This window comes from Pseudomonas cannabina (genome assembly GCF_900100365.1).
Taxonomy (GTDB): Bacteria; Pseudomonadota; Gammaproteobacteria; order Pseudomonadales; family Pseudomonadaceae; genus Aquipseudomonas; species Aquipseudomonas cannabina.
Genome location: NZ_FNKU01000001.1, coordinates 535,382 through 550,467, shown reverse-complemented (window position 1 = coordinate 550,467; position 15,086 = coordinate 535,382). Strand labels below are relative to the sequence as shown.

Below are 15,086 nucleotides of genomic sequence, written 5' to 3'. Positions count from 1 at the left end.
CTTTCCTGCTCGGAACAGGCGCGTTCAGGTCGAAATTGGATTCAGCGTCGAGCGCAGGTCGAGCCTGCGGCATTCAACGATACTGGAGAAAGACGTTCTCACGCCCGAACTGGTCACGCAGAGCTTGAATCAAGCTGTCTGCCGGATCAATACGCCACGCTTCTCCCAATTGCAGCAATGCTCTGGCGTCCTGCCCTGTGTAGTCCACCGTGATCGGGCAGGCACCGCGATGGCGCTTGCACAGATCGCCGAGCCAGCGCAGCCGATCCCCCTTGAGTGCGCCGGCATGCACCGTCACACGCAGGCTTTCGGCGAGGTTGGTACGCGCATCCTCGATACTCATGACGCGTTTGGCGCGCAGTCGCAGCCCGCCGGAGAAGTCATCGTTGCTCACCTCACCTTCGACCACAACCATAGCATCGGTCTGCAACAACGACTGCGCCGAATGAAACGCCTCGGCAAACAGCGAGGCTTCAATGCGGGCCGAGCGGTCGTCCAGGGTAATGAACCCCATCTTGTCGCCCTTCTTGTTCTTCATCACGCGCAGGGCAATGATCAGCCCGGCAACTGTCTGCGTGTCTCTGGCCGGCTTGAGATCAATGATCCGTTGGCGGGCGAAACGGCGAATTTCGCCTTCGTATTCGTCAATCGGGTGACCGGTCAGGTACAGCCCCAGCGTTTCCTTCTCGCCACGCAGGCGATCCTTGAGGCTCAGCTCACGGGTCTTGCGATGGTTCGCGTAGACGTCGGCATCCGCTTCGACGAACAGGCCGCCAAACAGGTCCGAGTGACCACTGTCGCGATTGTGCGCAGTCTGTTCGGCAGCCTGAATGGCCTCCTCCAGCGCCGCCAGCAATACCGATCGGTTGCGATCGATATTGGCCTGATAAGCTTTGGGTTCCAGCTCGAAATACGGGCCGAGCCGATCCAGCGCACCGCTGCGAATCAGGCCGTCCAGCGTGCGCTTGTTGACCCGTTTGAGGTCGACGCGGGCACAGAAATCGAACAGATCCTTGAACGGTCCCTTTTGACGCGCATCGGTAATCGCCTCGACCGGCCCCTCGCCCACGCCTTTGATCGCACCAAGGCCATAAAGAATGCGGCCGTCGTCGCTGACCGTGAACTTGAACTCCGAGGTGTTCACGTCCGGCGCATCAAGGCGCAGCTTCATGGTGCGCACTTCCTCGATCAAGGTCACGACCTTGTCGGTGTTGTGCATGTCCGCCGACAGCACGGCCGCCATGAACGGCGCCGGGTAGTGCGTCTTCAGCCAGGCAGTCTGGTAAGACACCAGGCCATAGGCCGCCGAGTGAGACTTGTTGAAGCCGTAACCGGCGAACTTCTCCACCAGGTCGAAAATGTTACCGGCAAGGTCCGGGTCGATGTTGTTGGTCTTGCAACCGTCGATAAAACCACCGCGCTGCTTGGCCATTTCCTCGGGCTTCTTCTTGCCCATTGCCCGGCGCAGCATGTCCGCACCACCCAGGGTGTAACCGGCCATGACCTGGGCAATCTGCATCACCTGTTCCTGATACAGAATGATGCCGTAAGTCGGCGCCAGCACTGGCTTGAGGCCTTCGTACTGATAATCGACGTGCGGGTACGACAGCTCGGCGCGTCCGTGCTTACGGTTGATGAAGTCGTCCACCATGCCCGATTGCAGCGGGCCAGGGCGGAACAGTGCCACCAGTGCGATCAAGTCTTCCAGGCAATCGGGCTTGAGCTTTTTGATCAGCTCTTTCATGCCGCGCGATTCAAGCTGGAACACCGCCGTGGTTTCGGCGCGCTGCAACAGCTGATAGGTCGGCATGTCATCGAGCGGAATGAACGCGATGTCCAGCGGCGCTTCGTTGACCTTGGCGCGGTCGCGGTTGATAGTCTTGAGCGCCCAGTCGATGATCGTCAGGGTACGCAGACCGAGGAAGTCGAACTTCACCAGCCCGGCCGCCTCGACGTCATCCTTGTCGAACTGGGTCACCAGACCGTCACCCGCCTCGTCACAATAGATCGGCGAGAAGTCAGTCAGCTTGGTCGGGGCAATAACCACGCCACCGGCGTGCTTGCCCACGTTACGCACAATGCCTTCCAGCTTGAGCGCCATCTCCCAGATTTCTGCGGCCTCTTCATCGACCTTGAGGAAGTCACGGAGAATTTCTTCCTGCTCGTAGGCTTTTTCAAGGGTCATGCCGACTTCGAACGGGATCATTTTCGACAGGCGGTCCGCCAGCCCGTAAGACTTGCCCTGCACCCGCGCCACGTCGCGCACCACCGCCTTGGCCGCCATGGAACCAAAGGTGATGATCTGGCTGACCGCGTTGCGCCCGTATTTCTCGGCCACGTACTCGATGACCCGATCACGGCCGTCCATACAGAAGTCGACGTCGAAGTCGGGCATCGAAACCCGCTCCGGGTTCAGGAAACGTTCGAACAGCAGGTCGTATTCCAGCGGATCGAGGTCGGTGATCTTCTGCACGTAGGCGACCAGCGAACCGGCACCCGAACCACGCCCCGGCCCCACCGGCACGCCGTTGCTCTTGGCCCACTGGATAAAGTCCATCACGATCAGGAAGTAACCGGGGAAGCCCATCTGGATGATGATATCCAGCTCAAAATTCAGCCGGTCGACATAGACCTGGCGCTTGGCCTCGTAATCCTCGGTCGTTTCTTTTGGCAACAAGACCGAAAGACGCTCTTCCAGGCCGTCGAACGAGACCTTGCGAAAATACTCATCGATGGTCATGCCATCGGGAATCGGGAAGTTGGGCAAAAAGTGCGTGCCCAGCTTGACGTCGATGTTGCAGCGCTTGGCAATCTCGACCGTGTTTTCCAGCGCTTCCGGCAGATCGCTGAACAGCTCGGCCATTTCTTCCGGGCTTTTCAGGTATTGCTGATCGCTGTAGTTATGCGAACGACGCGGGTCGTCCAGCGCCCGGCCTTCGCCGATGCACACGCGCGTCTCGTGGGCCTCGAAGTCGGTCTGTTTGATGAAGCGCACATCATTGGTCGCCACCAGCGGCGCGCCATGGCGCTGGGCCAGCGCGACAGCGGCGTGCAGATGTTCTTCGTCGTTGGTGCGGTTGGTGCGCTGCACTTCGATATAGAAGCGATCCGGAAAGACTTGCAGCCACTCGCGCAGCAGTTCGTCCGCCTCGCCGGGGTTGCCGCCGAGCAGTGCCATGCCGATCTCGCCTTCCTTGGCCGCCGAAAGCGCAATGACGCCTTCGCTGGCCTGCGCAACCCATTGGCGCTGGATGACGATCTGACCATTGCGCTGACCTTCGATAAAGCCGCGCGAGATAAGCTCGGTCAGGTTACGGTAGCCCTGAGCGTTCATCGCCAACAGGCTGATGCGACTGAGCGCAGCGTCGTCGTCCCTGCCGGCCAGCCACAGATCGACACCACAGATCGGCTTGATACCCGAGCCCTGCGCGGCCTTGTAGAACTTGACCAGCGAACACATGTTGTTCTGATCGGTCACCGCCACGGCGGGCATGTTCATGCCGGTCAACGCCTTGATCAACGGTTTGACCCGGACCAGACCGTCAACCAGCGAATATTCGGTGTGCAGGCGTAGATGAACGAAAGAAGCCGGCATGGTGATCCTATAACGCGTAAATACAAACGAAGGGCGGGATTGTAGCGGCCTCAGGCAGAAACGTCAGTCCTGCAACAAACCGATCGACGGTGAACGTGTTACGCCGATATTCATCCCCGCGCGCGCTTCATGGGCGGCCCGCACCGGCGCGAAAGAACGCCGATGGATAGGCGTAGGGCCCAGTCGGGCCAGTGCTTCCAGGTGCACCGGCGTAGGATAACCCTTGTGCCCGCCGATGCCATAACCCGGATAGACCAGCTCGAGTGCCGCCATTTCCCGGTCGCGGCTGACCTTTGCCAGAATCGACGCGGCAGCGATGGCCGGTACTTTGGCATCGCCCTGCACTACCGGCGCAGAGGGCACAGACAATTGCGGACAGCGGTTGCCATCGATCAACGCCAGTTTTGGCGTGATGACAAGACCTTCGACTGCGCGTTTCATGGCCAGCATCGTGGCGTGCAGAATGTTCAGCTGATCGATTTCTTCGACTTCGGCCCGGGCGATGAACCAGCACAGGGCTTTTTCCTGTATCTCGACAAACAGCTTTTCGCGCTTGGCCTCGGTCAGTTTTTTCGAGTCGTTGAGCCCGAGAATAGGTCTGGCAGGATCAAGAATGACCGCCGCCGTGACCACGGCACCGCAAAGCGGACCGCGTCCGACTTCGTCGACGCCCGCGACCAGATCCTCGACGAGGGTGAAATCCAGGCCTGTCTGCATGGTAAGCGAACTCACAGTGAGGATGACCGGCCGAGCAGGCCCAGTACGGCGTCTGCTGCCTGATTCGATGCATCACGGCGCAGGTCCCGGTGAATCTCGTCAAAACCTGCGGTTTGCGCATGCCCGTCGTCGATCAGTGGCAGCAGCGTGCTGGCCAGCGTTTCGGCAGTGGCATCGTCCTGTAGCAGCTCCGGCACCAGCAAGCGCTGGGCCAGCAGGTTCGGCAGCGACACGTAAGGGCTTTTGACCAGCCGTTTGAGAATCCAGAACGTCAGCGGTGCCATCCGGTAGGCAACGACCATCGGCCGCTTGTAGAGCAGAGCTTCCAGCGTGGCGGTACCGGACGCGATCAGAACCGCATCACAGGCGGCCAGTGCCACGTGCGACTGACCGTCGAGCAATGTGACGGGCAGATTTCGACCTTGCAACAGTTCTTCGACCTGGACGCGCCGTTGCGGGCTGGCACACGGCAGCACGAAGCGCAGCGTGGGTCGCTCGGCCAGCAGCCGCTCGGCCGCATCGAAAAACAGCGTCCCCAGACGACCCACTTCGCCGCCCCGGCTGCCCGGCATCAGCGCCACAACCGGCCCCTGCACAGGGAAGCCCAGTTGCGCGCGCGCCGCGTCACGATCGGATTCGAGAGGAATGGTATCGGCCAGCGGATGGCCGACAAACCGCACCGGCACGCCCTTCTCTTCGTAGAAACGCGCCTCGAACGGCAGCAGCGTCAGCATCAGGTCGCAGCCTTCGCGAATCTTCAAGACCCGCTTCTGACGCCAGGCCCAGACCGACGGGCTGACGTAATGCACGGTCTTGATACCGGCGCGACGCAATTGCAGTTCGATATTGAGCGTGAAGTCAGGCGCATCGATACCGATGAAGGCATCAGGATTTTCGTTGATCAGCGTCTGCACCAGCAGTTTGCGCCGCGCCAACAGCTCACGCAGCCGACCGAGCACTTCCACCAGCCCCATCACCGACAGACGCTCCATCGGGAAGTACGACTGCATGCCCTCCGCCTCCATCAGCGGCCCACCCACGCCAATGAACTGAACATCGGGGTTGCGCGCCTTGATGGCCCGCATCAGACCGGAGCCAAGGATATCGCCGGAGGCTTCGCCAGCGACCAGAGCAATGCGTAATGGGCTGGTCATGATTAACGAATGATGCCGCGAGTCGATGTCTGAATGGATTCGAGAAACACCGCGACTTCAGGAAACTGTGCCGCAGGTTCTGCCAGCTCGGTCAGCGCCTGATCAATGGTCAGCCCCTGGCGATAAACCGTTTTGTAGGCTCTGCGCAGCGCATGAATCGCGTCTTCGGAGAAACCTCGACGACGCATGCCCTCGAAGTTCATGCTGCGCGCCTCGGCCGGGTTGCCGAACACCGTGACAAACGCAGGAACATCCTTGCCGATGGCCGTGCCCATTCCGGAAAAGCTGTGGGCACCGATATGACAGAACTGATGCACAAGGGTGAAACCGGACAGAATCGCCCAGTCGTCGACGTGCACATGGCCGGCCAACGCCGTGTTGTTGACCAGAATCACATGATTGCCGATCACACTGTCATGGCCGATGTGTGCATAAGCCATGATCAGGTTGTGATCACCCAGCGTGGTTTCAGCGCGGTCCTGAACGGTGCCGCGGTGAATGGTCACGCCTTCGCGAATGACATTGTGATCACCGATCACCAGACGGGTTTCTTCGCCCTTGTACTTGAGATCAGGCGTGTCTTCGCCCACCGATGAAAACTGGTAGATGCGGTTGTGCTTGCCGATCTTCGTTGGCCCCTTGAGGACCACGTGCGGACCGATGACTGTACCCTCGCCAATTTCCACACCGGCTCCGATGATCGACCACGGGCCGACCTCAACGTTGTCGGCCAGAACGGCCGTCGGATCGATGATTGCGCGAGAGTCAATCAAACTCATAGTTTACGTTCCGCACAGATGATTTCGGCGGAGCATACGGCCTTGCCATCAACCGTGGCCTTGCATTCGAACTTCCAGATCTGGCGCTTGCAGCTCAGGAACCTGGCTTCAAGAATCAGCTGGTCGCCCGGCAGAACCGGGTGACGGAAACGCAGTTTGTCCGAGCCCACGAAATAATAAAGTGTACCGTCTGACGGCTTGGTGTCGAGCATCTTGAACGCAAGGATACCGGCCGCCTGCGCCATTGCTTCGATGATCAAAACACCTGGCATGATTGGATGCTCAGGGAAATGACCGTTGAAAAAAGGCTCGTTGACACTGACATTCTTGTACGCGCGAATGTTCTTGTTCTCGATATCCAGCTCGGTCACTCGATCCACCAGCAGGAACGGGTAACGATGAGGCAGGTATTCGCGAATTTCTTTGATGTCCATCATTTCGAGGGGAAGCCTGTAGTAAAGATTAGGAGTGCGTCGCGACTGCGCAGCACCCCTCTACATCAAGGAGGCAGTTTATCGACTGTGCACGCTTGATATTAAAAAGGTATCAGCCATCAGATGAGCGATCACCCGGGGAGGTCACCGTCTCGACAACCTTTTCGAGCTTTTGCAGACGTCGCGCCATGTCGTCGATCTTGCGCAGGCGAGCCGCACTCTTTCGCCATTCGGCCGCAGGCTGCATCGCCGTACCCGAGGAGTAGGAACCCGGCTCGGTAATGGAGTGCGTGACCATGGTCATGCCAGTAATGAAGACGCCATCACAAATCTCGATATGCCCGACCAACCCGACGCCGCCTGCGAGCATGCAATGCTTGCCGATTTTCGTGCTTCCGGAAATACCGACACAGGCCGCCATCGCCGTGTGATCACCAATCTGCACGTTGTGGGCGATCTGAATCTGGTTGTCCAGCTTCACACCGTTGCCGATACGCGTGTCGGCCAGTGCACCACGGTCAATCGCCGTATTGACACCGATCTCGACATCATCGCCCAGGGTAACGCCGCCTATTTGAGCGATCTTCTGCCAGACACCCTTCTCGTTGGCAAAACCGAAACCTTCGCCCCCCAGCACCGCGCCTGACTGAATGACCACGCGCTTGCCGATGCGAACGTCGTGGTAGAGCGTCACACGCGGTGCCAGCCAGCCACCCTCACCGATTTCGCTACGGGCGCCGACGAAGCAATGCGCACCGATGGTGACACCTGCTGCAATGCGTGCACCGCTCTCGATCACAGCAAAAGCACCAATGCTGGCGGCCGGATCAACCTGAGCGTCCTCAGCAATGACGGCAGTGGGATGCACGCCCGCCGGGCTTTTCGGCTTGGGATCGAAAAAATGCGAAATACGCGCGTAGGCCAGGTACGGATCTGGAACCAGCAGTGCATCCCCGGCGTAGCCATCGGCATCTGCCGGCTTGAGCAGCAAGGCAGCCGCTTGCGCACTAGCCAGGTATTTGCGGTATTGAGGTTTTGCCAGGAAGCTGATCTGACCAGGGCCGGCCTCTTCTAGAGCGGCCAGCCCGGTGATTTCCCTGTCCTTGTCGCCACGCAACGTGGCGCCAAGGAACTCGGCTAACTGGCCGAGCTTGATGGTTATGCTCATGGTTACTTCAGCTGGTTCATGCGCTCGATGACCTGGCGAGTCACGTCATACTGAGGCTTGACGTCAATCACTGCACCGCGCTCGAAGACCAGATCGAAACCACCTTTTTTGATGACTTCTTCAACAGCCTGATCCAGCTTCGGCTTCAGTTGCTTGAGCATTTCACGGTCTGCAACAGCCTTGGCTTCGTTCAGTTCCTTGGACTGGAACTGGAAGTCACGCGCCTTTTGCTTGAACTCAAGCTCCAGACGTTCGCGCTCAGGCTGAGCCATCTTGTCGCCGCCGCTTACCAGACGGTCCTGAATACCCTTGGCGCTGCTTTCCAGGCTCTTCAGCTTGGTCAGTTGCGGGCCGAATTTTTTCTCGGCGTCTACTGCATAACGCTTGGCAGCGTCGGATTCCAGCAAAGCCATCTGATAGTTCAGGACAGCGATTTTCATGTCAGCAAATGCAGGGCTGGCGACCAGGACGGTGGCCAGCATTACCAATTGAGTCAACTTACGCACAATACAACTCCTACAAAATTCGTTGCGTTATCACAGATCAGACGCTTAGAACGTCTGACCCAGGGAGAATTGGAAGACCTGAGTTTCTGCTTCGTCGTCCGGCTTCTTGATCGGCATCGCCAAGGCGAAGCTCAAAGGACCGAGCGCAGTGATCCAGGTGACGCCGATACCAACAGAGCTGGCCATGCCGGACAGATCGATGTCGTTACACTCGACTTTCTTGCCGTTGCCTGTCGTTCTGCTCGAGTCGCACTTGGTGTCAAATACGTTACCGACATCCCAGAAAACGGAAGTACGCAGCGAACGCTGATCTTTGACGAACGGCAGCGGGAACATGACTTCTACGCCGCCCTGAACCAGAGCGTTACCGCCGAACGGCAGTGGATCCTGGTCAGGATCGGCTGACGTACCCTGATTGCCTGTCACCGCAGCACCCCGGCTCGGAGTACTACGCGGCCCCAGCGTGCTGTCCTTGAAGCCACGAACCGAGTTGAAGCCACCAGCGTAGTAGTTCTCGTAGAACGGCAGACCCGAGGTCGAACCGTAGCCGTCGCCATAACCCAGCTCGGTGTGCAGACGCAGGGTGTAGCTGTCGGTGATCGGGTGGAAGTACTGAGCTCGGTAATCCAGCTTGAAGAACGACAGGTCGCTGCCTGGCAAGGTGGATTCGAACACCAGGCTTTGCGAGTGACCACGGGTCGCCAGCACACCTTTGTTCAGCGTCGATTCAGACCAGCCGACCGAGCCCTTGAAGTTCAGGTACTTGTCGCCTTCCTTGTCAACGAAGTCAAAAATCTCGTCAACGGTGTAACGGCCGGTCTTGATCTCATCCTGCTGCACGGTCAGACCGTAGGTCAGGCGCGAGGTCTCGCTGATCGGGTAGCCGAGGTTGATACCGGCACCCAGGCTATCTACTGCGTAGCTTGCCACATCAACGTCGAGGTCATCGTAGTTGGTGGTGCGGTAGAACGCGCTGTAACCCAGGCTGACACCGTCCGGCGTGTAGTACGGATCGACGTAGCTGAAGTTGTAACGGCTCTGGTATTCACTGCGAGTCAAGCCGATGCTGACCTTGTTACCCGTACCCAGGAAGTTGTTCTGGCTGATCGAACCACCCAGGATCAGGCCGGCACTCTGTGCAAAGCCGACGCTGGCGGTGATCGAGCCGGACGCTTGCTCTTCAACGGCGTAGTTCACGTCCACCTGGTCATCGGTGCCCGGAACAGGCGGCGTTTCGACGTTGACTTCCTTGAAGAAGCCCAGGCGATCAAGACGGGTTTTCGATTGATCGATCAGGTAGGTAGAAGCCCAGCCACCTTCCATCTGACGCATTTCGCGACGCAGCACTTCGTCTTCCGACTTGGTGTTGCCCCGGTAGTTGATGCGGTTGACGTAAGCGCGCTTGCCAGGATCGACCACAAACGTGATGTCGACCGTGTGGTCTTCGTTGTTCGGCGTCGGCACGCCGTTGACGTTGGCGAACGTGTAGCCTTCGTTGCCCAGACGACGGGTGATCAGCTCGGAAGTCGTGGTCATGACCTTGCGCGAGAAAACCTGCCCCGGCTGAACCAGCAGCAGGGATTTGACCTGATCTTCAGGTACTTTCAGGTCGCCGCTGAGTTTGACCGACTTGACGCTGTACTTCTCGCCTTCGTTGACGTTGACCGTGATGTACACGTTCTTCTTGTCAGGCGTGATCGACACCTGAGTCGAGGCGATATCCATGTTGATATAGCCGCGATCGAGGTAGTACGAACGCAGACGCTCGAGGTCGCCAGACAGCTTCTCGCGCGCATACTTGTCATCGTTCTTGAAGAACGAGAGCCAGTTGCTGGTCTTGAGTTCGAACAGGTCGGTCAGGTCTTCGTCGGAGAAGACGGTGTTGCCGACCACGTTGATGTGCTGAATGGAGGCAACGGTGCCTTCATTGATATCGATTTTCAGGCCTACGCGGTTGCGCGGCTGAGGTACGACCTCGGCGTCAACCGTGGCGGAATAACGGCCCTGGGCAACGTATTGGCGTTGCAGCTCGTTACGCACACCTTCAAGGGTCGCACGCTGAAAAATTTCACCTTCGGCAAGACCGGACTGTTTCAGGCCTTTCATCAGGTCTTCAGTCGAAATGGCCTTGTTGCCCTCGATTTCGATACTGGCAACCGACGGGCGCTCAACGACGTTGATGACGAGCACATTGCCATCACGACCCAGCTGGATGTCTTGAAAGAAACCGGTTTTGAACAACGAACGGATAGCATCGACCAGACGACCGTCATCCGCCTGCTCGCCTACGTTCAGCGGCAGCGCACCAAAGACGCTGCCCGCGGAAACCCGCTGCAGGCCGTTGACACGGATATCGGAGATGGTGAAGGACTCGGCGTGAACTTCAGCGATCATCAGTGCGGAAAGAACCGCAGTTAGCAGCAGACGTTTCATGAAGTCCTTTCTTATTCCAACTGGCAATAAACAAACTGCCGCAAAATGCGGCAGATTCGCAACTCGGCAACGCTTTACAATCGGCCCAGATCGTTGACCAGTGCGAGCAACATGACGCCCACCACCAGACTGATACCGATCTGTGCACCCCAACCCTGTACCTTTTCCGACAGGGGACGACCACGCGCCCACTCGATCAGGTAAAACAGCAAGTGCCCCCCGTCCAGGACAGGAATGGGCAGCAGATTCAGAACTCCGAGGCTTATACTCAGATAAGCGAGGAAGTTCAGAAAATCTCCAAAACCCGACTGGGCCGAAGCGCCCGCCACTTTAGCAATGGTTATCGGTCCACTCAAGTTTTTTACCGAGAGCTCGCCGAACAACATTTTCTTGAGCGAGTCCAGAGTCAGCACGCTCATGCTCCAGGTGCGCTTTACACCTTCGGCCATCGCGGCGAAAGGACCGTAGCTGACCTCACGCAACATTTCTGGTGGCCAATCGACAGCTTTTACCCCGGCACCCAGATAACCTGCGGCAGCCTTGCCCTCACCTTTGGCGGCGAGGGTCACCGGCACGTCCATTTGCACGCCATCACGCTCGATGCGCATCGACACAACGGCTTGCGGCCGCTCACGCACCCGGTCGACAACCTGCTGCCACTCATTGAGGGGCTGACCGTCCATCGACACCAGACGATCACCGGTCTTGAGCCCGGCACTCTGCGCCGGACCTTTTGGATCAATTTCTGCCAGTACCGGCGGCAGGGCCGGACGCCACGGGCGAATCCCCAGCGACTTGATCGGATCAGGCTCCTCGGCACCTCTGAGCCAGTCGTTCAGCACCAGCTCGCGGGATGTATCGACCGTCGAGCCCTGATCCCTGAGCTTGAGCGCGATGGTGCCGCTTTCACCCAGCCGGCGAACCAGTTGCAGGTTGACCGCAGCCCAGCCGGAAGTAGGCTCGCCATCGACTGCAACGATTTCATGGCCGGACGTCAAGCCGGCCTGCTGAGCGATACTGCCAGGCTCGACGTTGCCGATCACGGGGCGAACCTGTTCGCTGCCCATCATCGCCAGCACCCAGAAGAACGCGATGGCCAGCAGGAAGTTGGCCGTCGGACCGGCGATCACAATCGCTATGCGCTGCCCGACCGTCTTGCGGTTGAAGGCCTGATCGGCCAGTTCGGGCGGGACATTGCCCTCACGCTCGTCGAGCATCTTCACATAACCGCCCAGCGGAATCGCGGCAATCATGTACTCGGTGCCCTGACGGTCGTGCCAGCGCACCAGCGGCGTGCCGAAGCCCACCGAAAAACGCAGCACCTTGACGCCACAGCGCCGCGCCACCCAGAAGTGGCCGAACTCGTGGAAGGTCACCAACACACCCAGCGCAATCAGGGTGCCGAGAATCATGTACAGAGCGCTCATCAATCTTCTCCAGGTACCGACTGGTCGGTCAGTGTGTTAATCAGCGCACGCCTGCGCGGGCTGCTGTTGACGTACCACAACAACCCTTTCATTCATACGGCGGCGATCACTGCCGGCCGTTTCTTTCAAGCCATTGGCCTGCCAGCAAACGCGCTTTCGCATCCACCGCGAAAACCGTATCGAGCACCTCGACAGCGATCACGGGCTCCTGATTCAGGACATCCTCGATCATACCGGCGATTTCCGGGTAGCGAATACGCCGATCAAGGAATGCCGCGACGGCCACTTCATTGGAGGCATTGAGCATGGCGGGCGCGCTGCCACCGGCTTCTGCCGCCTGCCGCGCCAGCCGCAGACACGGGAATCGGCCTTCGTCCGGCGCCTGAAAATCCAGCTGCCCGATGCGAAACAGATCCAGCGGCGCTACGCCGGAGTCTACACGTGCAGGCCAGGCCAGTGTATGGGCGATTGGCGTGCGCATGTCGGGATTGCCCAACTGGGCCAGAACCGAGCCATCGACATAATCGACCAGCGAGTGGATCACGCTCTGGGGGTGAATCACAACCTCGATCTGATCAGGGCGCGCATCAAACAGCCAGCAGGCTTCGATCAGCTCGAGCCCCTTGTTCATCATCGTGGCCGAATCTACTGAAATCTTGCGCCCCATCGACCAGACCGGGTGCGCACAGGCCTGCTCAGGGGTCACATTCTGCAACTGATCAAGGGCCGTTTCACGAAACGGGCCGCCCGAAGCAGTCAGCATGACACGCCGCACACCGACAGCGCCCAGCCCCCGCGAAAAGTCGACAGGCAGGCATTGAAAGATCGCATTGTGTTCGCTGTCGATGGGCAGCAGCACGGCCCCACTTCGTTGCACCGCCTGCATGAACAGGGCACCGGACATGACCAGCGCCTCTTTATTGGCCAGCAAGACCTTCTTGCCTGCTTCTACCGCCGCCAGAGTCGGACGCAAGCCCGCCGCACCGACGATGGCAGCCATCACCGCATCGACCTGCGAGTGCGCGGCCACTTCGCACAGCCCCTGCTCCCCCACCAGCACTCGGGTATCGAGCCCGGCAGCGGCAAGATCGTCCTGCAATTTACGCGCGACCGCCTGATCCGGCACCACGGCGTATTGCGGTGTATGTCTGATGCATAAGGCCAGCAGCTCTTTCAGACGACTGAAGCCCGTCAGCGCGAACACCTGATAAAGCGCGGGATGGCGAGCGACCACATCCAGAGTACTCAGGCCGATGGAACCGGTCGCCCCTAGAATGGTGAGCTGTTGCGGAGCACTCACATGACACCCCAGTCAGCGGCCCAGAGCAGCACGGCAAATACCGGGATAGCCGCCGTCAGGCTGTCGATGCGATCCAGCACCCCGCCGTGGCCAGGCAGCAGGTTGCTGCTGTCCTTGACCCCTGACTGGCGCTTGAACATGCTTTCGGTCAGGTCACCGATCACCGAGATGAAGACAATTACGGCAGCGCCCAGCAGAGCGGCGATGAACTGGATGACAGACCAGTCGCGGGAAATACCCACCGCAGCCGTGATAGCGAGACTCACCGCCAGACCACCGTATACGCCCTCCCAGCTTTTGCCGGGGCTCACTTTGGGTGCCAGCTTGCGCTTGCCGAATGCCTTTCCGGAAAAATAGGCGCCGATGTCGGCCGCCCAGACCAGCACCATGACCGCCAGAATCAACCAGTTGCCCAGCGGCCATTGCTTGATCAGCACCAGCCCCTGCCAGGCCGGCAGCAAAATCAGCAGACCGATCACCAGCTTGCATGCGGCGCTCGCCCAGTGGCCGCTGGAATCGGGATAAGTAAGCACCAGAAACGTCGCCACGCCCCACCAGATGACCGCAGCGACCAGCACCCATGGCTCAAGCCCCGGCAGCAGGTACATCAGAAAAAGCAGGACAGCGACCACTGCGGCATAGCCAACGCGCATCGACTGGGCAGCAAAGCCAGCCAGCCGCGCCCATTCCCAGGCGCCCAGAACGACGACAACCCCGATAAACAGGGCGAAGTACATGCCGGTCAGCAGAAAAAAGCCGCAGAGGGCAATCGGCAACAGAATGAGTGCCGTGATGATCCGTTGTTTCAGCATTAAGCCCGGGCTCCAGCTTCTACCTGTTCGCTGGTTTTACCGAAGCGACGTTGGCGAGAAGCGAAATCTGCCAGCGCAACGCGCATGGCATAGTGTTTGAAGTCCGGCCAGAACAGGTCGGAGAAGTACAGCTCGGCGTAGGCCAGCTGCCAAAGCAGGAAATTGCTGATGCGGTGCTCGCCGCCGGTGCGAATGCACAGGTCCGGCAGCGGCAGATCGCCCGTGGCAAGACAGGACTGCAGCAGATCGGGCGTAATCTCGTCCGGCTGCAAATGACCGGCCTGAACCTCGCGCGCCAACCGCTGGGCAGCCTGCGCGATGTCCCACTGACCGCCGTAATTGGCGGCAATCTGCAGCACAAAACGACTGTTACCTGACGTCCGCACTTCTGCCTCACGCATGGCTGCCTGAAGCTCGGGATGAAAGCGCGAACGATCACCAATGATGCGCAGGCTGATGTCATTCTCGTTCAGGCGCTTCGTTTCACGCCGCAAGGCCGTAAAAAACAGCTCCATCAGCGCACCGACCTCTTCGGCCGGGCGTTGCCAGTTTTCACTGGAGAACGCAAACAACGTCAACACTTCAACCTTGGCTTCGGCACAGACCTCGATAACGGCGCGCACAGCATCGACGCCCGCCTTATGGCCTGCAACGCCTGGCAACAGACGCTTTTTCGCCCAGCGATTATTACCATCCATGATAATCGCGACGTGACGCGGCACCGATGAGGGCGCGGCCGGTTTTATTTTTTCCATGAAAGC

12 protein-coding genes are annotated in these 15,086 nt (G+C 59.2%); all 12 read right to left on the bottom strand.

What is annotated here, in order from left to right; genetic code table 11:
* Positions 1-73 precede the first annotated feature (73 nt).
* The 12 genes from dnaE to uppS all read right to left on the bottom strand — a co-directional run bounded on the left by dnaE (position 74) and on the right by uppS (position 15,080).
* Positions 74-3,595, bottom strand: a complete 3,522-nt coding sequence (dnaE, locus tag BLT55_RS02595) for a DNA polymerase III subunit alpha (RefSeq protein WP_055001123.1) — start codon at positions 3,593-3,595, stop codon at positions 74-76.
* Positions 3,596-3,658: 63 nt separating this feature from the next.
* Positions 3,659-4,312: a ribonuclease HII gene (gene rnhB / locus BLT55_RS02590; RefSeq protein ID WP_007250158.1), complete on the bottom strand. Its 654-nt coding sequence runs from the start codon at positions 4,310-4,312 to the stop codon at positions 3,659-3,661.
* An 11-nt stretch (positions 4,313-4,323) separates the two neighbouring features.
* A complete protein-coding gene (lpxB, locus tag BLT55_RS02585) occupies positions 4,324-5,466 on the bottom strand; it encodes a lipid-A-disaccharide synthase (protein ID WP_055001124.1) in 1,143 nt (380 codons plus the stop codon).
* A gap of 2 nt (positions 5,467-5,468) precedes the next feature.
* Positions 5,469-6,245: an acyl-ACP--UDP-N-acetylglucosamine O-acyltransferase gene (lpxA, locus tag BLT55_RS02580; RefSeq protein WP_055001125.1), complete on the bottom strand. Its 777-nt coding sequence runs from the start codon at positions 6,243-6,245 to the stop codon at positions 5,469-5,471.
* Complete coding sequence (gene fabZ / locus BLT55_RS02575) at positions 6,242-6,682, bottom strand: 3-hydroxyacyl-ACP dehydratase FabZ (RefSeq protein ID WP_007250155.1); 441 nt, start codon at positions 6,680-6,682, stop codon at positions 6,242-6,244. The genes lpxA and fabZ overlap by 4 nt, the downstream gene beginning before the upstream one ends.
* A 109-nt stretch (positions 6,683-6,791) precedes the next feature.
* Positions 6,792-7,847: a UDP-3-O-(3-hydroxymyristoyl)glucosamine N-acyltransferase gene (gene lpxD, locus BLT55_RS02570; protein ID WP_055001126.1), complete on the bottom strand. Its 1,056-nt coding sequence runs from the start codon at positions 7,845-7,847 to the stop codon at positions 6,792-6,794.
* Between the two features lie 2 nt (positions 7,848-7,849).
* Positions 7,850-8,353, bottom strand: coding sequence for an OmpH/Skp family outer membrane protein (locus tag BLT55_RS02565; protein ID WP_003314303.1), 504 nt, complete (start codon positions 8,351-8,353; stop codon positions 7,850-7,852).
* 45 nt (positions 8,354-8,398) lie between these two features.
* A complete protein-coding gene (gene bamA / locus BLT55_RS02560) occupies positions 8,399-10,786 on the bottom strand; it encodes an outer membrane protein assembly factor BamA (RefSeq protein WP_055001127.1) in 2,388 nt (795 codons plus the stop codon).
* 74 nt (positions 10,787-10,860) lie between these two features.
* Complete coding sequence (gene rseP, locus BLT55_RS02555; RefSeq protein ID WP_055001128.1) at positions 10,861-12,213, bottom strand: sigma E protease regulator RseP; 1,353 nt, start codon at positions 12,211-12,213, stop codon at positions 10,861-10,863.
* A gap of 106 nt (positions 12,214-12,319) precedes the next feature.
* The gene (ispC, locus tag BLT55_RS02550) at positions 12,320-13,513 is read right to left on the bottom strand and encodes a 1-deoxy-D-xylulose-5-phosphate reductoisomerase (protein WP_055001129.1); all 1,194 of its coding nucleotides are present in this window, start codon (positions 13,511-13,513) and stop codon (positions 12,320-12,322) included.
* Positions 13,510-14,325, bottom strand: coding sequence for a phosphatidate cytidylyltransferase (locus BLT55_RS02545; RefSeq protein ID WP_007250151.1), 816 nt, complete (start codon positions 14,323-14,325; stop codon positions 13,510-13,512). The genes ispC and BLT55_RS02545 overlap by 4 nt, the downstream gene beginning before the upstream one ends.
* Entirely contained in the window at positions 14,325-15,080 is a 756-nt protein-coding gene (gene uppS / locus BLT55_RS02540) for a polyprenyl diphosphate synthase (RefSeq protein WP_055001130.1), read from the bottom strand. The genes BLT55_RS02545 and uppS overlap by 1 nt, the downstream gene beginning before the upstream one ends.
* Positions 15,081-15,086 lie beyond the last annotated feature (6 nt).